Origin of the sequence: Sphingomonas sp., assembly GCF_029239295.1 — a bacterium.
Taxonomy (GTDB): domain Bacteria; phylum Pseudomonadota; class Alphaproteobacteria; order Sphingomonadales; family Sphingomonadaceae; genus Sphingomonas.
In genome coordinates, this window is sequence record NZ_JAQZBC010000007.1 from 45,007 (window position 1) to 61,287 (window position 16,281).

At 67.9% G+C, this 16,281-nt stretch carries 24 protein-coding genes; 13 read left to right on the forward strand and 11 right to left on the reverse strand.

The features are described 5' to 3' along the window. Positions 1–16: 16 nt before the first annotated feature. Positions 17–196 carry a 50S ribosomal protein L32 gene (gene rpmF, locus K0S66_RS08885; protein ID WP_046409716.1) on the reverse strand — a complete coding sequence of 60 codons (180 nt, stop codon included), beginning with the start codon at positions 194–196 and terminating at the stop codon, positions 17–19. A 192-nt stretch (positions 197–388) separates the two neighbouring features. On the opposite strand from rpmF, the gene K0S66_RS08890 reads away from it, so the two are divergent. After that, positions 389–829: an MAPEG family protein gene (locus K0S66_RS08890; protein WP_301074991.1), complete on the forward strand. Its 441-nt coding sequence runs from the start codon at positions 389–391 to the stop codon at positions 827–829. A gap of 25 nt (positions 830–854) precedes the next feature. Here the strand turns inward: K0S66_RS08890 and K0S66_RS08895 are convergent, their stop codons facing one another. From K0S66_RS08895 to hisG, 4 genes are all read right to left on the reverse strand, one after another. Then, complete coding sequence (locus K0S66_RS08895) at positions 855–1,031, reverse strand: DUF4169 family protein (protein ID WP_301074992.1); 177 nt, start codon at positions 1,029–1,031, stop codon at positions 855–857. Positions 1,032–1,046: 15 nt separating this feature from the next. Further along, the gene (nusB, locus tag K0S66_RS08900; RefSeq protein ID WP_301074993.1) at positions 1,047–1,502 is read right to left on the reverse strand and encodes a transcription antitermination factor NusB; all 456 of its coding nucleotides are present in this window, start codon (positions 1,500–1,502) and stop codon (positions 1,047–1,049) included. Between the two features lie 64 nt (positions 1,503–1,566). Continuing rightward, positions 1,567–2,850 (reverse strand): histidinol dehydrogenase, encoded by a 1,284-nt coding sequence (hisD, locus tag K0S66_RS08905; RefSeq protein ID WP_301074994.1) that lies wholly within the window; start codon positions 2,848–2,850, stop codon positions 1,567–1,569. Continuing rightward, a complete protein-coding gene (hisG, locus tag K0S66_RS08910; protein ID WP_301074995.1) occupies positions 2,847–3,512 on the reverse strand; it encodes an ATP phosphoribosyltransferase in 666 nt (221 codons plus the stop codon). The genes hisD and hisG overlap by 4 nt, the downstream gene beginning before the upstream one ends. A gap of 75 nt (positions 3,513–3,587) precedes the next feature. Between hisG and K0S66_RS08915 the strand changes: the two genes are divergently transcribed. Continuing rightward, positions 3,588–4,727, forward strand: a complete 1,140-nt coding sequence (locus tag K0S66_RS08915) for a DUF2332 domain-containing protein (protein ID WP_301074996.1) — start codon at positions 3,588–3,590, stop codon at positions 4,725–4,727. A gap of 39 nt (positions 4,728–4,766) precedes the next feature. Here the strand turns inward: K0S66_RS08915 and K0S66_RS08920 are convergent, their stop codons facing one another. The 4 genes from K0S66_RS08920 to K0S66_RS08935 are packed head-to-tail and all read right to left on the reverse strand — an operon-like array spanning position 4,767 to position 7,104. Next, the gene (locus K0S66_RS08920; RefSeq protein WP_301074997.1) at positions 4,767–5,669 is read right to left on the reverse strand and encodes a pirin family protein; all 903 of its coding nucleotides are present in this window, start codon (positions 5,667–5,669) and stop codon (positions 4,767–4,769) included. Beyond that, entirely contained in the window at positions 5,659–6,087 is a 429-nt protein-coding gene (locus tag K0S66_RS08925) for an NUDIX domain-containing protein (RefSeq protein WP_301075108.1), read from the reverse strand. Before K0S66_RS08925 ends, K0S66_RS08920 begins: the two co-directional genes overlap by 11 nt. Positions 6,088–6,112: 25 nt before the next feature. Beyond that, on the reverse strand, positions 6,113–6,817 hold the full coding sequence (locus K0S66_RS08930; protein ID WP_301074998.1) for a glutathione S-transferase: 705 nt from the start codon (positions 6,815–6,817) through the stop codon (positions 6,113–6,115). Continuing rightward, positions 6,814–7,104 (reverse strand): BolA family protein, encoded by a 291-nt coding sequence (locus tag K0S66_RS08935; protein ID WP_301074999.1) that lies wholly within the window; start codon positions 7,102–7,104, stop codon positions 6,814–6,816. The genes K0S66_RS08930 and K0S66_RS08935 overlap by 4 nt, the downstream gene beginning before the upstream one ends. A 78-nt stretch (positions 7,105–7,182) precedes the next feature. Between K0S66_RS08935 and K0S66_RS08940 the strand changes: the two genes are divergently transcribed. Together K0S66_RS08940 and clpS are read left to right on the forward strand one after the other, a co-directional pair. Next, entirely contained in the window at positions 7,183–7,731 is a 549-nt protein-coding gene (locus K0S66_RS08940) for a DnaJ domain-containing protein (protein WP_301075109.1), read from the forward strand. A 93-nt stretch (positions 7,732–7,824) separates the two neighbouring features. Continuing rightward, positions 7,825–8,151 (forward strand): ATP-dependent Clp protease adapter ClpS, encoded by a 327-nt coding sequence (clpS, locus tag K0S66_RS08945; RefSeq protein WP_301075000.1) that lies wholly within the window; start codon positions 7,825–7,827, stop codon positions 8,149–8,151. Positions 8,152–8,172: 21 nt separating this feature from the next. Here the strand turns inward: clpS and pyrC are convergent, their stop codons facing one another. Next, on the reverse strand, positions 8,173–9,213 hold the full coding sequence (gene pyrC, locus K0S66_RS08950; RefSeq protein ID WP_301075001.1) for a dihydroorotase: 1,041 nt from the start codon (positions 9,211–9,213) through the stop codon (positions 8,173–8,175). A 49-nt stretch (positions 9,214–9,262) separates the two neighbouring features. Here pyrC and K0S66_RS08955 point away from each other — a divergent pair, with 49 nt between their 5' ends. Further along, on the forward strand, positions 9,263–9,985 hold the full coding sequence (locus tag K0S66_RS08955) for a folate-binding protein (RefSeq protein ID WP_301075002.1): 723 nt from the start codon (positions 9,263–9,265) through the stop codon (positions 9,983–9,985). Positions 9,986–10,000: 15 nt separating this feature from the next. On the opposite strand, the gene K0S66_RS08960 is transcribed toward K0S66_RS08955, so the two are convergent. Next, a complete protein-coding gene (locus tag K0S66_RS08960; protein WP_301075003.1) occupies positions 10,001–10,822 on the reverse strand; it encodes an LD-carboxypeptidase in 822 nt (273 codons plus the stop codon). An 86-nt stretch (positions 10,823–10,908) separates the two neighbouring features. On the opposite strand from K0S66_RS08960, the gene K0S66_RS08965 reads away from it, so the two are divergent. The 8 genes from K0S66_RS08965 (at position 10,909) to K0S66_RS09000 (ending at position 16,271) form a co-directional block, all read left to right on the forward strand. Further along, entirely contained in the window at positions 10,909–12,318 is a 1,410-nt protein-coding gene (locus K0S66_RS08965) for a Mur ligase family protein (RefSeq protein WP_301075004.1), read from the forward strand. Further along, on the forward strand, positions 12,315–12,593 hold the full coding sequence (locus K0S66_RS08970) for a DUF6356 family protein (RefSeq protein WP_301075005.1): 279 nt from the start codon (positions 12,315–12,317) through the stop codon (positions 12,591–12,593). The genes K0S66_RS08965 and K0S66_RS08970 overlap by 4 nt, the downstream gene beginning before the upstream one ends. A 73-nt stretch (positions 12,594–12,666) precedes the next feature. Further along, entirely contained in the window at positions 12,667–13,383 is a 717-nt protein-coding gene (locus tag K0S66_RS08975) for an alpha/beta hydrolase (RefSeq protein WP_301075006.1), read from the forward strand. A 10-nt stretch (positions 13,384–13,393) separates the two neighbouring features. After that, on the forward strand, positions 13,394–14,149 hold the full coding sequence (locus K0S66_RS08980; protein ID WP_301075007.1) for a hypothetical protein: 756 nt from the start codon (positions 13,394–13,396) through the stop codon (positions 14,147–14,149). A gap of 10 nt (positions 14,150–14,159) precedes the next feature. Continuing rightward, positions 14,160–14,618: a VOC family protein gene (locus K0S66_RS08985; protein ID WP_301075008.1), complete on the forward strand. Its 459-nt coding sequence runs from the start codon at positions 14,160–14,162 to the stop codon at positions 14,616–14,618. Continuing rightward, positions 14,618–15,049: a VOC family protein gene (locus tag K0S66_RS08990; RefSeq protein ID WP_301075110.1), complete on the forward strand. Its 432-nt coding sequence runs from the start codon at positions 14,618–14,620 to the stop codon at positions 15,047–15,049. Before K0S66_RS08985 ends, K0S66_RS08990 begins: the two co-directional genes overlap by 1 nt. Beyond that, on the forward strand, positions 15,015–15,791 hold the full coding sequence (gloB, locus tag K0S66_RS08995; RefSeq protein WP_301075009.1) for a hydroxyacylglutathione hydrolase: 777 nt from the start codon (positions 15,015–15,017) through the stop codon (positions 15,789–15,791). The genes K0S66_RS08990 and gloB overlap by 35 nt, the downstream gene beginning before the upstream one ends. A 51-nt stretch (positions 15,792–15,842) precedes the next feature. Beyond that, positions 15,843–16,271, forward strand: a complete 429-nt coding sequence (locus K0S66_RS09000; RefSeq protein WP_301075010.1) for a hypothetical protein — start codon at positions 15,843–15,845, stop codon at positions 16,269–16,271. Positions 16,272–16,281 lie beyond the last annotated feature (10 nt).

Here is a 16,281-nt window from a genome sequence, read left to right on the forward strand (position 1 = left end):
CACGTCGGAGGGCGGATTAGCCCTCGACCGAAAGAACTTCGCGGCCGTTATAGTGACCGCACGCCGTGCACAGATTGTGCGGGCGACGCAGTTCACCGCAGTTCGGGCATTCCTGGAATGCCTCTACCGACAGAGCGTCGTGCGCGCGGCGCATGCCACGGCGGGAGGGAGAAGTCTTTCGCTTGGGGACGGCCATCGCGGCACCTTGATCTTTTATTGTTCGAAATAAATACGATTAGCCCGACGACGTTCGGCGCGGACCGGTTACCGGCCGCGCCGGGTAGCCGGGCGCATCGCGAAGCCCCGCGCCTATAGCTGATCGGACGGACGTTGCAACCCGAATGGCGCACTGGCACGTTTGCACCAGGACATAAAAGGGGGAGGCAAGATGGTTCTGCCGGTGACGCTGACGATCGCTGCGGCCTGTGCGGTGATCAATATCTGGCTGGCCATCAGGCTGGTGCGCGGGCGCGTCAGGGGAAAGGTGATGGTCGGCGATGGGGGTGACCCCGGCCTGCTGTCGGGGATGCGGGCGCACGCGAATTTCGGCGAATACGCCCCGATCGTCCTTATCCTGATGGCGTTGATCGAGCTGGCGCGTGGATCGCTGGTCGCGCTGTGGGCGATCGGCGTGATGTTCGTGCTGGCGCGAATCGCCCATCCGCTCGGCATGGGCAGGGCTGCGCCCAATCCGCTGCGCGCGGGCGGGGCAGTGGCGACGTGGATCGTCACGCTGATCCTTGCCGGCTGGGCACTGGCAATTGCGGTGGAGCGGAGCAGCGCGGGCACGATGACGATCGTGCCGGTCGAGGGCGCGCCGCGCGCCTGAAGCGAGTCGCGAACCGGGCGAGCGGTCAATCCTCGCGCCGGTTACCGTCCAGAGCACGCTCGATTCGGGCAACTTCGGCCTTGGCGGCATCACGCTCGGCCTTGGTGCGGCCGAATGCGACCCGGTTCGCGGCCGCCTGATCTGCGGCGAGCGTCCGGGCGCGTGCCTTTCGCGCGCGGCGCAGGTTGATCAGCTCGCCCATGTCAGCGGCCTTTCCTCAGCGACGAACCTCGCGTGCGATGGCGTCGAGCAGCCCGTTGACGAAGCCAGCCTCGCGCCGCTCGTAAAAGGCGTGAGCCACGTCGACATATTCGCTGATCACCGCGCCCTTGGGCACGTCGACGCGCGACAGCAGCTCATAGGTGCCAGCGCGCAGGATCGCCTTCATCGGCTTGTCGAGGCGATCGAGTGTCCAGCCGCTCGCCAGCTTGCTTTCGATCAGCCGGTCGATCTCGGGCAAGCGGGCGTGGGCGCCGGTGACGACATCGTCGAAGAAGGCGACGTCAGCCTCGGCATATTCGGCGTCCTCGATCGTCGCGCCGATGCGGTGGTTGTGGAATTCGTGCAGGAGCGCGGACATCGAGATGCCCTCCATCTCATGCTGATAAAGCGCCTGGGTGGCGGCGAGGCGCGCGGCAGCGCGCGCCTTGGTACGAGCAGCGGTACGGGACATGGCGGCGCCCCATACGCGTATAGGCCCACAACGGCCAGCCCCCGCGGCGCCGGGGCGGGGCGACTCAGAGGCGGCGGGCGACCGACTGGGCGTGCGCAGGCAGCCCCTCGGCCTCCGCAAGCGCGACCGTCGCCGGGCCGAGTTTCGCGAGCGAGGCGGCGTCGAGCTGAAGGAAGCTGGTGCGCTTCATGAAGTCGCTGACGCCCAGACCGCTGGCAAAGCGCGCGCGGCGCCCGGTGGGCAGGACGTGGTTCGGTCCGGCGACATAATCGCCGATCGCCTCCGGCGTGTAGCGCCCGAGGAAGGCGGAGCCCGCATGGCGCATCAGATCGAACAGCGGCTGTGGATCATCGACCGCGATCTCGACATGCTCGGGCGCGAGCGCGTCGACCAGCGGCATTGCCTGTTCGAGCGTGTCGACCAGCACGATCGCGCCATTCGCCTCCCAGGCGATCCGTGCCGTGTCGCGCGTCGGAAGGTCGATGAGCTGGCGTTCTACCGCCGCCAGCACCGAATCGGCGAAATCGGCCGAATCGGTAAACAGGATCGACTGGGTTGTGACATCATGTTCGGCCTGGCTGAGCAGATCGGCGGCGATCCAGTCCGGATTGTTCGCGCCATCAGCGACGACGACGATTTCGCTGGGCCCGGCCACCATATCGATGCCGACCACGCCATAGACCTGGCGCTTGGCCTCCGCGACCCAGGCGTTGCCGGGGCCGGTCACCACATCGACGCGGGCGATCCGGTCGGTGCCCCAGGCGAGCGCGGCGATCGCCTGCGCCCCGCCGACGCGCCACACCTCGTCAGCGCCGGCGAGATGCGCGGCGGCAAGGACCAGCGGGTTGATCAGTCCCTTTGGCGTCGGCGTCACCACGACCAGCCGCTCGACGCCGGCGACCTTTGCCGGGATGGCGTTCATCAGCAGCGTCGAGGGATAGGCCGCGCGGCCGCCGGGAACGTAGATCCCGGCCGCGTCCACCGGGCGCCAGCGCGCGCCGAGGCGGACACCAGCGTCGTCGGTGAAGTCGGTGCCGGTCGGGCGCTGTTTCTCGTGATAGGCACGGATACGCGTAGCGGCGAGTTCGAGCGCCTCGCGCAGCACCGGGTCGAGCGCGTCGAAGGCGGCGGCACAATCGGCGAGCGGGATCGACCAGCCGCCGTCATCGAGATCATGGCCGTCGAGCTTCTGCGTGAACGCCTTCAACGCGGCATCACCCTCATCGCGCACGCTGCGCAGGATGTTGGTGACGTCGCGCGTGACGTCGGCGTCCGATTCGCGCCGCGCATCGACCAAGGCGGCGAAATCGTGCGCGAAGGAGGCGTCGCGGGCGGAAAGGCGGATCATGCCGCGGCGGCCTCCGCGACCGCGCGGCGGAACGCCTCCACCAGCGGAACGACGCGACCCGCGCGCATCTTCATCGCCGCGCGATTGACGATCAGCCGCGAGGAGACCTCAACGATGGTTTCCACCTCGACCAACCCGTTTTCCTTCAGCGTTCGACCCGAGGACACCAGGTCGACGATGCGAGGGGCGAGGCCGAGCATGGGGGCCAGCTCCATCGCGCCGTTCAGCTTGATACATTCCGCCTGCACGCCGCGGCGGGCGAAATGCTCTGCCGTGAGATGCGGATATTTGGTCGCGACTCGCACATGGCTCCAGCCGCGCGGATCATCGTGCGCGGCGAGCTCTGCCGGTTCGGCGACCGACAGGCGGCAATAGCCGATCCCGAGGTCTACCGGCGCGTAGAGCTCAGGATAGGCGAATTCACCCAGCACGTCCGAGCCGACGATGCCGAGCTGCGCCGCGCCATGCGCCACGAACGTCGCAACGTCGAACGCACGCACACGGATCAGCGCGATGCCGGGATCCTCCGTCGCGAAACGCAGTGCCCGGCTGTCCTCATCAAAGAAGGCGGCCTCAGGAACGACGCCGGCGCTGGCGAGCAGCGGCTGTACCTCAGCGAGAATACGCCCCTTGGGGACGGCAATGACGAGCGGTTCGGCCATGCGCGCGGCTTTACCAGCGCCCCGCGCAGGCGCAACATCGCCGCAGGGGGAATAACCTGAACAAAGGGGAAGCGGGTGGCAGACGAAGCGACCAATCGCGGCGCGTTCCTGATCCAGCACCATTATTGCACCAGGATGGACGCGCCGATTACCGCGCGGCTTTGCCAGGCGCTGTCCACCGCGCTGTCGCGCGATAGCGCGGTCGGGCGCCGCGTGCTCGACTGGGCCGGCGAGCCGACCGCAGACGCGCTGCCGCTGCGGCTGGTGGGCGGGCTGCACGCGCTGCACCAGGCGGGCGCGGACCCGGCGCTGTCGCGGGTGTTTCGCGGCGAGACGCAGGGCGAGAGCGAGGTGGCGCAGATCATCGCCCAAGTGATCGTGACGCACGACGCCGCGCTGCTGCCATGGCTGGACGGGCCGCCGCAGACGAACGAGCCGGGCCGATCGGCGGCGCTGATGACGGGTATTCTCCAGGTGGCGCGGACGTTCGGCCAGCCTATCGAGCTGCTGGAGATCGGATCGAGCGCGGGGCTGAACCTGCTGATCGACCGCTATCGTTTCGATCTGGGCGGTACGATCGTCGGTCCGGCCGAATCGCCGCTCACCATCCGCCCCGAATGGCGCGGCGACGCGCCAATGCAGGAGCCCGCCGACGTGCGCTTCGCATCGGTGCGTGGGGTCGATATTCAGCCGGTCGACGTGCGCGATCCGGCGGCTGCGGCGCGACTGGCGGCCTATGTCTGGGTCGATGCGCCCGAACGTGCGGCGCGGCTCCAGACGGCGGTGGCGATGTTCGCAGCCGATCCGCCCCGTCTGGAGCAGGGGGACGCGGCGGCGTGGATCGAGGCGCGGCTGGCCGAGCCGCAGCCGCGCGGTGTCACCCGCGTGCAGATGCATTCGGTGGTGTGGCAATATCTGGGGGCCGAGCGGCAGGGCCGGATCCGCGCGGCGATGCTGGCGGCGGCGGCGCGCGCGGATGCCGACCGTCCGCTCGCCTGGGTGCGGATGGAGCCGAACAAGCAAAGTGCGGTGCAGGAGGTGTGGGTTCAGGCGTGGCCGGGCGCGGCAAAGCCGGTGCGAATCGCGCAGACCCATGCCCATGGCGCTTGGGTGGCGCCGACCGACCCCGCCGACACGCCCGAGGGCGGTGATTTCGTCGAGGGTGGCGCGGGCTATTGGGCCAACGAAGACACGCGCCGCCTGGCCGGCGCGTGAGCGCACCGACCGGCGACGGGCGGCTTCAGGCGTAGCGTCTCAGGGGTAGCTGACCGTGTTCGGCTCACCGGGGATGGGGATCCATTCGATCTCGTCACCCGGGACGACCGGGAACTCGCGCGCCATCCATGCGCGCTTCGCCTCCTGGATACGCTCGCGCGAGGAGCTGACGAAATTCCACCAGACATGACGCGGGGTGGTGAAGGCGTCGCCGCCGGCGAGCATCGCGCGGGCGCCAGTTGCGCTACGCAGCGTCGCCGCGATACCGGGGCGAAGGACGTAGAGTTTCTGCGGCTCCAGCGGCAGGCCCTCCAGCGTCGCCTCCCCCTCGACCAGATAGACGGCGCGTTCATCGGCGGCAGCGTCGATCGGCACGCTGGCGCCGGGTGCGAGCGCGATGTCGGCGTAGATCGTGCCCGCATAGGTCGTCGTCGGTGCCCTTTTGCCCCACAGGTCGCCCATGATGACGCGTGCGGTGACACCGCTGCCCTCGATCACCGGCAGATCGGCGGCAGGGACATGCTCAAAGGCAGGATCGAGTTCCTCGCGGCCATCGGGCAGCGCGAGCCACGTCTGGATGCCCGAGAGCGCCGGCCCTTCGCGCCGCACCTCCTCCGGCGACCGCTCCGAATGGACGATGCCGCGACCGGCGGTCATCAGGTTCACCGCGCCGGGGCGGATCACCGCTTGTGTGCCGAGCGAATCGCGATGGCCGATCGCGCCGTCGAACAGATAAGTGACGGTGGCGAGGTTGATGTGCGGATGCGGGCGAACGTCCATCCCCTCGCCCGGCGGGAGATGAGCAGGCCCCATCTGGTCGAAGAACAGGAACGGCCCCACCATCGTGCGCTCGCGATGCGGCAGCGTGCGGTGGACCTTGAACCCGCCGATATCGTGGGTCGAGGGCAGCAGGGTGAGTTCGATCAGGTCATCACGCGTCATCGGTCGCTTCCAGCATGGAGAGAAGGTCGTCGGGGAAGATGGTTTCGGGCCAGCCGGCGATCTCATCGCGGCGGAACCAGCGCCACTGCGTCATCACGCGGCGCTCGAGTTCGGTGTGGCCCGACGGATCGATATCGGGCGCATCGATATTGACGCGGAACCAGCGCTCATCGGCGGTGACCTCAACGCGTTCGATGGTGAGGAAATCGACCCACCGCTGCGCCACCTCCGGCCCAGGATCGGCATGGATGCCGGTTTCCTCGAACAATTCGCGGCGAGCCGCGTCGAGATAGCTTTCGCCCGGATCGCAGGCGCCGCCGGGCGTGCACCAGAAGGGCGCGCGATCGTCGGGCGTGAAGCGGAACAGGAGCACGCGCGAATCGCGATCGACCAGCAGGATGCGCGCCGCGGGGCGCATCGCGCGGCCGACGCGGACGGCCGTCTCAGTCACCGTCCAGCTCGGGATAATGGCGGAAGATGCCCGTGGTGTTGAAGGGAACACGCCGCTCGCTGGCGAGATAGGCGGCGATACCGGGGAGCGCGGCGACGGCGTCACGGATGGCGATCACGCCGGGATAGTCGCCCTCCAGCGCCGCCATGCGCCGCGGGAACATGTAGCGAAGCCCTTCGACCAGCTGGAACAGCGAGGTATCGGCATAGCTCCAGCGGTCACCGATCAGCCACGTGCCCGGATTGGCCTGCGCCGCCTGTTCGAAATAATCGAGGAACTTGGGCAAGCGTTCTGCGCGGAACTGGTTCGCCGCGCGTGCCGCCTCTGGCTTCTGATCCTCATAATAGGCGCCCAGCTCGACCGGATGGTGGATGTTGTGCACCTCCGCCACCAGATCGGCGATGGTCAGCTGCAACTGCAGGATCCAGTGGCGATCTGCCGGTGCCGAGGGCGTTAGATCGTGCCGGTCACCGAGATAGAGCAGGATGTTGGCGACCTGCGCGATGCGCTGCCCGTCATGCTCCAGATAGGGCGGGGCGAAGGGCGCGCGATCGCCCGCGGCCATATTCTCCACGAGAGCATCGACCGAGCGGGTGCGGGCGCAATCCTCATAGGCGATACCGGCTGCCTCCAGCGGAAGGCGGACGAATTCGCCGCGGCCCTGGAGGCCGGGCCAATACCACAGGCGATAGGTCATCGTGGCTCCCCTGGGGCGACCGTCTTCATCGCCAGTGCGTGGACGTGATCGCGCAGCAGATCGGCCAGCGCCTGGTTCACCAGCCGCTGCCGAGCGACTCGGTTGAGACCGGCAAAGGCGGGACTTTCCACCACCACGCGAAAGTGTGATTCGCCCGACCCGTCGTCGCCCGCATGGCCGCGATGCTGCGCACTTTCGTTGATAACCTCAAGGTGCGTCGGGCCGAGCGCGTCGGTGAGACGGGTGGCGATGGCGTGCTGGATCGGGCCGGTGGCAGGCTGGGTCATGCCGCCTATATAGTCCGTTTTGCTGGGGATGTTCTGATTTTGGCGAAGGATCGGCCGAACGCACGGTTTCATGGAAGGATCGAAGGCGACCGGCCGTGCGAGGCGCCCGGCTGTACCGCGGCAGGCGAGTTTCGGGCACCGCCGCTGGAAGGGCCGGCACGCGATGGGCCACCGGCGTTCCGCTGGTTCTGCCTCGACCATGTCCGCGCGTTCAATTTGAGTTACAATTACTTCGACGGGATGAGCGCGGAAGAGATCAACCATGCGCAGCGCCCGATGGCAGGTTGGGAGCGTGAGACGCGCGCCTTTGCCCGCGCCGGCGCCGGTGATCAGGGACCGCGCTGGGCTGATTTCGCCGATCCGCTGGACGCGATCGGCGCGCGTTATCGCCGTGAGGTTGCGCCCGAGCGCAGCGACGGCAAGCCATTGTCCGGGCAAGACCGCGCGAGCCTCAAGGTCCTCGGGCTCGCGCCCGATGCGGACCGTATGGCGCTGCGCAAGCGGTACAGCGAATTGGTGCGCCGTTATCACCCCGATCGAAACGGCGGTGACCGCAGCCATGAAGCGATGCTACAGCAAGTGATCGCTGCCTATCAGCAGTTGCGCCAGGCGCCGGCGTTTGCCTGATCGGTCGATCGGGCGTGTCGGCGACGCCCGCCCCCTTGCCCTCGCTACAAGGCGTGCCATATTTTGGCGGAAACAATGACCAGCATCCAGAACATGGCAGAACGTCGAGACAATGACGGCGGCGGCACCGGTGTGGGCGTGGCGACGCGCACGCGCGCCAAGATCAAGGAGCCGACGCCCTATCGCGTGCTGATGCTCAACGACGATTACACCCCGATGGAATTCGTCGTGCTGTGCCTGCAGCGATTTTTCCGCATGAACGCGGAAGAGGCGACACGGGTCATGCTGCACGTCCACCAGAAGGGTGTCGGGGTGTGCGGCGTCTTCAGTTACGAAGTGGCGGAGACGAAGGTGGGGCAGGTGATGGATTTCGCCCGCGCCAACCAGCACCCGCTGCAATGCACGCTCGAAAAGGCCTGATCCTTTTCCCGCCGCCGGCGATCAGGCGGCAACTACCCGCCAGCCCAGAGTCTCACCGGCATGGAACGGTACCACTGATTCGGTGTCATTGCCGATCCGGTCGGGCACCAGCGTCTCGGCGCGTTCCAGCGTGATCGTGCCCTCGTTCAGCGGCAGGCCGTAGAAGCGGGCGCCATTTTCGCTGACGAACGCCTCGAACCGGTCCAGCGCGCCTTCTTCGTCGAACACGCGGATATAGCTTTCCAGCGCGTAGGGGGCGTTGAAGATGCCGGCGCAGCCGCAGGAGGATTCCTTCGCCTCGGCGACATGCGGTGCGCTGTCGGTACCCAGGAAGAATTTGGCCGAGCCTGACACCGCCGCCTTGCGCACGGCGAGGCGATGCTGCTCGCGCTTCGCGACCGGCAGGCAATAAGCGTGCGGCCGGATGCCGCCGTCGAAGATGGCGTTGCGGTTGATCAGCAGGTGCTGGGGGGTGATTGTCGCAGCGACGGTATCAGGCGCCGCGGCGACATATTCAGCGGCTTCGTGCGTGGTGATGTGTTCGAGCACGATCTTGAGCGCCGGGAAATCGGCGACCAGCCGACGCAACGTGCGATCGATGAACACCGCCTCGCGATCGAAGATGTCGATATCCTTGTCGGTCACCTCGCCGTGGATCAGCAGCGGCATGCCGATCGCCTGCATCCGTTCCAGCACCGGGGCGAGCGCAAAGATGTCGGTCACCCCATGCGCCGAATTGGTCGTGGCGTGCGCGGGGTAGAGCTTGCACGCGGTGAACACGCCCTCGGCATGTGCGGCGGCGATCGCGTCAGGATCCGCGCCGTCGGTGAGATAGCAGGTCATCAGCGGTGTGAAATCGGTGCCCTCGGGCAGTGCGGCCATGATCCGCTCGCGATAGGCGCGCGCGGCATCAGCGTCCGTCACCGGCGGGGTCAGATTGGGCATGATGATCGCCCGGGCGAACTGCCGCGCGGTGTGCGGCGCAACCAGCTTCAGCATCGCGCCGTCACGCAGGTGAACGTGCCAATCGTCGGGGCGGCGGATGGTGAGGCGGTCGGTCATCGGATATCCAGGAGCTTGGAATAGGGCCCGAACGCCCTAGCTTGTCGGCATGACCAATGCCACCATGCTCGCCGATCGCGCCGTCGTCCGCCTGTCCGGGGAGGATGTTCGCGGTTTCCTCCAGGGATTGGTCACCAACGACGTCAACGGACCGCTGCCCGTCTGGACCGCGGTGCTGACGCCGCAGGGCAAGGCGCTGTTCGATTTCCTCGTCTGGGACGATGGCGACGATCTGCTGCTGGATTGCCAGGCGGAGGAGGCGGAGGCGCTGGCGAAGCGGCTGACGATGTATCGCCTGCGTCGAAAGATCACGATCGCGCGCGACGAAACGCTGGCGGTGCATTGGGCGCTGTCGGGTGACGAGGGCGTCCCCGATCCCCGGCTCGCCGCGCTGGGGCGGCGGTGGATCGGCGCGCCGGGCGCGGCCAGTGACGGCTGGCTCGCGCACCGCCTGTCGCTGGGCGTGACGGAGGGGACCGGCGAGCTGGGCAGCGGCGAGACATTGTGGCTGGAATGCAATGCGCGCGAGCTGAACGGCGTCAGTTTCGGCAAGGGGTGCTATGTCGGGCAGGAGAATACTGCCCGGATGAATTATCGCTCCAACGTGAATCGGCGCCTAGTCGTCGCCCCGCTGACCGAGGCGGGTGATCGCACGCGGGCGGCCTATCCGGCGCTGGGGCTGATGGTAGAGCATCGCCGGGTCGAGTCGCTGGGCGATGCGATCATCCCGCCGTGGCTGGCTGAGGCGCTGGCCGCCGCGCCGGCCGACTGATCGGCAGGTAGTGGCCTAGGCGAGGCCGAAGGGCACAACTCGGTTGGTCTGGGTATGGCCGACCTCCGCCGGGCCGAGGAACGGCACGCCCATGTCGCGGCACCAGCGGCGGATCATCGTGTCCAGCGTCTCGCCCCAGCGCGGATTATTGTCCTTGATCGCGGTGACCGCGCCCAGCCGCACCCCGGCGATGCCGCGCAGCTGGGTGGCATTGGCCATGGTGAACAGCAGCCGATCAACATTGTAGAGCGGTTCCGCCACCTCCTCGATAAGCAATTCGTGGTCGGTGAGATCGGGCAGCCAGGGCGTGCCGATCAACGCGCCGAGGATGGCGAGGTTGAACGCCGCCGCCGGCCGGCGGCCGAGCCCCGGCTCCAGCCCCTGTCGCTCCCCGCGCGCGATCCAGCCGAGCGAGCGGGCGACCGTGGCGTCGCCGCCGCCCGAACTGCGCAGCACGTCGACCGGCATCGGGCCATGCGCAACCTGACCGATACGGCGCGTGTAGAGCGCGGCGAGCATGAAGCCCATGTCGGAATAGCCGACATATTTCTTGCGCCGTGCCGCGTCGTTCAGCTGCGGCATGACGGTGTCGAGGATCCGGTTGGAGCCATAGCCGCCGCGGGCGAACCAGATGGCGGCAAAGCCGGGGTCGTTGGCGAATTCCAGGAAGGCCGCCGCGCGGCGTGCGTCGGGGCCCGCGAAATGGCCGTCGCTTTCCCAGCATTGCGGGTGGAAGACGAGCTCCACCTCCGGATAGGCGAGCGCGGCATAAGCGGTGAGCGGCGCCACCATGTCCGGGCTGGCACTGTTCGCGGGCGCGACGATGCCGATCTTCACGCTATTGCCCCTCGCACTGGCCGCAATGTCATGTGCCTTGTCGCCTTCGCCTTGCCCAAGCCCCGCGGCGGCGATAGCCCGCGGCCATGCAGGACGGCAACATCGCAGGAAAACGCTTCTTCTTCGTCGGTGTCGGCGGTTCGGGGATGATGCCGCTGGCGATGATCCTGGCGGGGCGCGGCGCCACGGTCGCCGGATCGGATCGGGGGCTGGATCAGGGACGGGTGCCGGCGAAGTTTGCCGACCTGGAGGCAAAGGGCGTGGCGCTGTTTCCACAGGACGGCAGCGGGATCACGTCGGCGGAGCAGATCGTCGTCGCCTCCGCCGCGGTCGAAGATACGGTTGCCGACATCGTCGCGGCGGACCGACTCGGCTGCCCGCGGATGAGCCGCGCGGCTCTGAACGCGGCGCTGTTCAACGCCAGCCAACTGCCCATTGGCGTGGCAGGGACGAGCGGGAAATCGACCGTGACGGGCATGATCGCGCGGATCCTGCACGATGCGGGGATGGACCCGACCGTGATGAACGGCGCGGTGATGAAGGATTTCGCCGGGGCCGACCGTCCGTTCGCCAGCGCGTTGGTGGGCGAGGGGGCGCCGTACGTCAGCGAAGTGGATGAAAGCGACGGATCGATCGCGCTCTACGCGCCGCGGATCGCGGTGCTGAACAATGTGAGCCTCGACCATAAGTCTTTGGAAGAGCTGAACATCCTGTTCGGCGACTTCATCGGCAAGGCCGCCCATGGGATCGTCAACGCCGACAATCCCGATGCCGCGGCGCTGGCGATGCGGGTGCCGCGCGAGCGGGTGACGACATTCTCGCTGGGCGGCGAGGCGGACCTGGTGGCGCGCGATATCGTCGAGGAGCCGTTCGCCGTGTCGTTCACGCTGAACGGTAAAAGCGTCCGCCTGGGCGTTCCGGGGCGGCATAATGTCGCGAACGGATTGGCCGCTATCGGGGCAGCTTTGGCCGCGGGCGTGGCGCTGCCGGCCGCTTTCCGGGCAATTTCGGCCTACACCGGTCTGAAGCGCCGGTTCGACGTCATCGGCACTGCCGACGGCGTCACGGTGATCGATGATTTTGGGCACAACCCCGATAAGATCGCCGCGACGCTGGCGACGCTTCATGCCTTTCCGGGCCGGCTGCTCGCCCTGTTCCAGCCGCACGGCTATGGCCCGTTGAAGACGATGCGGCGCGAACTGGTGCAGACGTTCGTCGATGGGCTGGGCGTCGATGACCTGCTGGTGCTGCCGGACCCCGTCTATCAGGGTGGGACGGTGACGCGCGAGGTGACCAGCGCCGATATCGCCAGCGACATCACGATCAGCGGCGGCAATGCGCGGCATATCGCCGAGAGGGCGGCGGCGGCGGCGCATCTGGTGGCCAACGCGCGGCCGGGCGACCGGATCGTGGTGATGGGCGCGCGCGACGACACGCTGCCACTGCTGGCCGCGGAGATGCTGGCGCAGATCGGTAGCCGTGATAAGGTCTCATGATGCGTACGACCAATCCCACCCTGTTCCGCCGCCTGTTCCTCGACCATCCCGCCTCCGTGGGGGAAAGCTATGGTGAGCATTTCGGTGTCGCCACGCGGTTCGGGATGCGGATGCTGGTGGGCGGCGTCGGCGCGGTGATCCACGGCGTGCTGCCGTTCGCGTTCAAGACCACCGGCAGCCGAACGATCGCCGAGCTTCATGCCGAGATGGTCGCCAAGCGCACCGCCAAGCGCGACGCGGAAACGCAGCTCAAGACCGTCGAATATGTGATCTGATCGCGGCGTCGCGGCGCCGCATCGCGATGCTGTCACCTTTCGCAATCCCGCGGTCGCCCCTACATCGCGGCCGATGACCGAGCCCCAGCGCCCCCGCCTTGCCTATCACCTGACCGAGGGCAGCGGCCCGACGATCGTGTTTCTGCCCGGCTATGCCAGCGACATGAGCGGCACCAAGGCGCTGGCGCTGGAAGCGTGGGCGCGGGAAGAAGGCCGCGCGTTCCTGCGGTTCGACTATGCCGGCTGCGGCGAGAGCGAGGGCAAGTTCGAGGAACAGTCGTTGACCGACTGGCGCGACGACGCGCTGGCGATGATCGATCATGCCGTCGGCGGCCCGGTCGTCCTGGTCGGATCGTCGATGGGCGGATGGATCATGCTGCTCGCGGCGCTCGCCCGGCCCGATCGCGTGGTAGGGATGGTCGGCATCGCGGCGGCGCCCGATTTCACCGACTGGGGCTTCAGCCAGCCCGAGAAGCTCTACATCCTGCAATATAACAAGCTGGAACGGCCGAACCCTTATGGCCCCGAGCCGACCGTTTATACGCGGCGGTTCTGGCAGGCGGGCGAGGCCAGTCGGCTGATGCACGGGCCGATCGCGCTCGATTGCCCGGTACGGTTGCTGCACGGCCAGAAGGACAGCGATGTTCCCTGGGCGCAATCCGTGCGGCTGGCCGAGCTGCTGCATTCGGACGATGTGCAGGTGACGCTGGTGAAGGACGGCGATCATCGCCTGTCGCGCGACAGCGATATCGCGCTGCTGATCCGAACCGTCGAGGACCTGTTGTCATGATCGTGCTGCCATGATCCTGCTGCTTGCTGCGCTGCAGGCCGCGACCCCGTCGGTGGCGACCCCTCCGGTTGCTGCACCATCGGTTGCCGCGCCATCCGCCACCAGCTGCATCGCGCTGGCTGCGGAGGATCCGGTCGCGGCAGAGCGTCGCGCGTTGCTCGATCGCAGCGCCGCCGGGCGGGGCTGCCTGGGCCTGGCGCTGGCCGGACAGGACCGGTTCGATGCGGCGGCTGCCGCGTTCGAGGAAGCGGCGCGTGCGACGGAGCTGGCGCGCGATGGCACCGCAGCACGTTATTGGGCGCAGGCGGGCAATGCCTGGCTGGCCGGGAAGGACGCCGCCAAGGCACGATCCGCGCTGGACGCGGCGCTGGCGGCGGGGACACTCACCGGGCTGGAACGCGGCGAGGCGGCGCTGGATCGCGCGCGCGCGCTGGTGGCGATCGGCGACACCAAGGCGGCACGTGCCGACCTGGACCTGGCCGTGAAGGATGCGGCGGACGATCCGCTCGCCTGGCTGTTGTCGGCGACGCTGGCACGACGGATGGGTGATCTGGGCCGTGCGCGTGCGGATATCGCGCAGGCGCTGCGCCGATCCGCCGACGATGCGCAGGTGCAACTGGAGGCCGGCAATATCGCCGCCGCCGGGGGCGATGAAGCGGGCGCCAAAGCGGCGTGGCGCGAGGCCGTACGGCTTGCGCCCGATCGGCCGGCGGGACAATCGGCGGCGCGCGCGTTGACGCAATTCGGCACCGACGAACAGAAATAAGCACGGAGGATTGATGCGCTATCTGCACACCATGATCCGGGTCACGAACCCGGAAGAGACGATCAAGTTCTTCGAGGTGCTGGGCCTGAAGGAAGTGCGCCGGACGGACAGCGAGGCGGGGCGGTTCACGCTGATCTTCCTCGCCACGCCCGACGATATGCGCGGGCCGGGCGAGCGCGCCCATGCCGAGGTGGAGCTGACCTACAATTGGCCGCCAGAGGATGGCAGCGCGCCGGAGGAATATACCGGCGGGCGCAATTTCGGGCACCTCGCCTATGATTGCGACGATATCTACGCGACGTGCCAGGCGGTGCTCGACGCCGGCTACACCGTCCACCGTCCTCCGAGGGACGGGTATATGGCGTTCGTGAAGACGCCCGACGGCATCTCGATCGAGCTGCTTCAGCTCAACGGGCCGAAGCCGCCGCAGGAACCCTGGGCGTCGATGCCGAATACCGGGACCTGGTGATGCCGGCGCCCGCGCGACTGATCGTGAACCTCGACGTTCCCGATCTCGCGCGGGCGGAGACCTTTTACTGCCGCGCGCTCGGCCTTCGGGTCGGGCGGCGGATCGGCGCCGCGGCGGTCGAGCTGCTCGGGCTGGAAGCGCCGCTGTACCTTCTGGAACAGGCCGATGGCAGCGTCGCGTGCGACACGTCGCCCGTGCGGCGCGATTACCGCCGGCACTGGACGCCGGTGCATCTCGATATCGCGGTGGACGATCTCGACACCGCGCGCGCGGCAGCGATCGCGGCCGGCGCGGTGGACGAGACGGGGGTGCGTGCGGCACCCTATGGCCGGATCGCCGGCTTTGCCGATCCGTTCGGCCACGGTTTCTGCCTGATCGAATTTAATGAAAGGGGCTATGATGCCATTGTCACAGGAGAGGACGCCGGCTGACACGGCGACAGGCGCGCTGGAGATCGTGCGCGTGCCGGTGCTGAGCGACAATTACAGCTGGCTGGTCCACGATCCCGCATCGCGCGCGACGATGGTGATCGATCCGGGCGAGGCGCAGCCGGTGCTGGATGCGGCGGCGGCACGGGGCTGGACGATCACCGACATCTGGAACACGCACTGGCACCCCGATCATGTCGGCGGCAATGGTGCGATCGTCGCCGCGACCGGCGCGCGGATCACCGGCCCGGAGGCGGAGCGCGAGAAGATCGGGCATCTCGATCAGGGCGTGGGCGAGGGTGATGTGGTGTCGCTGGGCGCGCGTCGCGCGACGGTGACGACGGTGCCGGGGCATACGCAGGGCCATGTCGCGTTCCACTTTGCCGACGATGCGGCGATCTTCACTGGCGACACGCTGTTTGCGATGGGATGCGGGCGGCTGTTCGAGGGGACGCCCGCCGACATGTTCGGCAACATGCAGCGCTACGCCACGCTGCCGCCGGAAACGCGCGTCTATTGCGGGCATGAGTATACCCAGTCGAACGGGCGCTACGCACTGGTCGCCGAGCCCGACAATGAGGCGATCCGCGCGCGGATGGTGCGCGTCGATGAAGCGCGCGCCGCCGGCGAGGCGACGATCCCGACGACGATTGGCGAGGAACTGGCCACCAATCCGTTCCTTCGCGCCGGCAGCGCCGCCCAACTGGGTGAACTACGAGCGGCCAAGGATAGTTTTCGCGGCTAGATGCGTTGTTGACCCGACAGGATCCGCCTGCGCGGGCATGGAGGGATGACGATGGCCAAGGTGCTGATATCCTTTGCGCTTGCCGCGGTGACCGGTGCTGCTGCGCTTTCCGCCAGCGGCTGCGCCACCGGTACGGGCAGCGACCGGCCCAGTCCGCAGGAGCGCGACCGTGCCCAGCTGGAACGTGACCTCGCGCGGCTGACCCCGCAGCCGCCCGTCGACTGCATCGATACCCGGTTCCGCACCGTCTCGCTCAGGGCGGTCGGCGACAAGCTGATCTATCGTGAGGGGCGCAACCGGATCTACGTCAGCGACACCAATGGCGGCTGCGAGGGCGTGGCACGTGGCGACGTGCTGGTGACGCGCCAGTTCGGGCCGCGGCTGTGCCGCGGCGATATCGCGCAGACGGTGGATCGCACCGCGCGCTTCCCCACCGGCAGCTGTGTCATCGGAGCCTTCACCCCGTATGTCGCCAAGTGATGGCGGGGAA

Excerpts from the sequence above, each read along its gene's own strand:
- clpS (WP_301075000.1), top strand. The coding sequence starts at position 7,825 with ATGGCAGAACGTCGAGACAATGACGGCGGCGGCACCGGTGTGGGCGTG.
- K0S66_RS08955 (WP_301075002.1), top strand. The coding sequence starts at position 9,263 with ATGACCAATGCCACCATGCTCGCCGATCGCGCCGTCGTCCGCCTGTCC.
- K0S66_RS08930 (WP_301074998.1), bottom strand. The coding sequence starts at position 6,817 with ATGACCTATCGCCTGTGGTATTGGCCCGGCCTCCAGGGCCGCGGCGAA.
- K0S66_RS08970 (WP_301075005.1), top strand. The coding sequence starts at position 12,315 with ATGATGCGTACGACCAATCCCACCCTGTTCCGCCGCCTGTTCCTCGAC.
- nusB (WP_301074993.1), bottom strand. The coding sequence starts at position 1,502 with ATGTCCCGTACCGCTGCTCGTACCAAGGCGCGCGCTGCCGCGCGCCTC.
- K0S66_RS08975 (WP_301075006.1), top strand. The coding sequence starts at position 12,667 with ATGACCGAGCCCCAGCGCCCCCGCCTTGCCTATCACCTGACCGAGGGC.
- gloB (WP_301075009.1), top strand. The coding sequence starts at position 15,015 with ATGATGCCATTGTCACAGGAGAGGACGCCGGCTGACACGGCGACAGGC.
- K0S66_RS08980 (WP_301075007.1), top strand. The coding sequence starts at position 13,394 with ATGATCCTGCTGCTTGCTGCGCTGCAGGCCGCGACCCCGTCGGTGGCG.
- hisD (WP_301074994.1), bottom strand. The coding sequence starts at position 2,850 with ATGATCCGCCTTTCCGCCCGCGACGCCTCCTTCGCGCACGATTTCGCC.
- K0S66_RS08965 (WP_301075004.1), top strand. The coding sequence starts at position 10,909 with ATGCAGGACGGCAACATCGCAGGAAAACGCTTCTTCTTCGTCGGTGTC.
- K0S66_RS08920 (WP_301074997.1), bottom strand. The coding sequence starts at position 5,669 with ATGACGCGTGATGACCTGATCGAACTCACCCTGCTGCCCTCGACCCAC.
- rpmF (WP_046409716.1), bottom strand. The coding sequence starts at position 196 with ATGGCCGTCCCCAAGCGAAAGACTTCTCCCTCCCGCCGTGGCATGCGC.
- pyrC (WP_301075001.1), bottom strand. The coding sequence starts at position 9,213 with ATGACCGACCGCCTCACCATCCGCCGCCCCGACGATTGGCACGTTCAC.
- hisG (WP_301074995.1), bottom strand. The coding sequence starts at position 3,512 with ATGGCCGAACCGCTCGTCATTGCCGTCCCCAAGGGGCGTATTCTCGCT.
- K0S66_RS08990 (WP_301075110.1), top strand. The coding sequence starts at position 14,618 with ATGCCGGCGCCCGCGCGACTGATCGTGAACCTCGACGTTCCCGATCTC.
- K0S66_RS08895 (WP_301074992.1), bottom strand. The coding sequence starts at position 1,031 with ATGGGCGAGCTGATCAACCTGCGCCGCGCGCGAAAGGCACGCGCCCGG.
- K0S66_RS09000 (WP_301075010.1), top strand. The coding sequence starts at position 15,843 with ATGGCCAAGGTGCTGATATCCTTTGCGCTTGCCGCGGTGACCGGTGCT.
- K0S66_RS08890 (WP_301074991.1), top strand. The coding sequence starts at position 389 with ATGGTTCTGCCGGTGACGCTGACGATCGCTGCGGCCTGTGCGGTGATC.
- K0S66_RS08935 (WP_301074999.1), bottom strand. The coding sequence starts at position 7,104 with ATGACCCAGCCTGCCACCGGCCCGATCCAGCACGCCATCGCCACCCGT.
- K0S66_RS08925 (WP_301075108.1), bottom strand. The coding sequence starts at position 6,087 with ATGCGCCCCGCGGCGCGCATCCTGCTGGTCGATCGCGATTCGCGCGTG.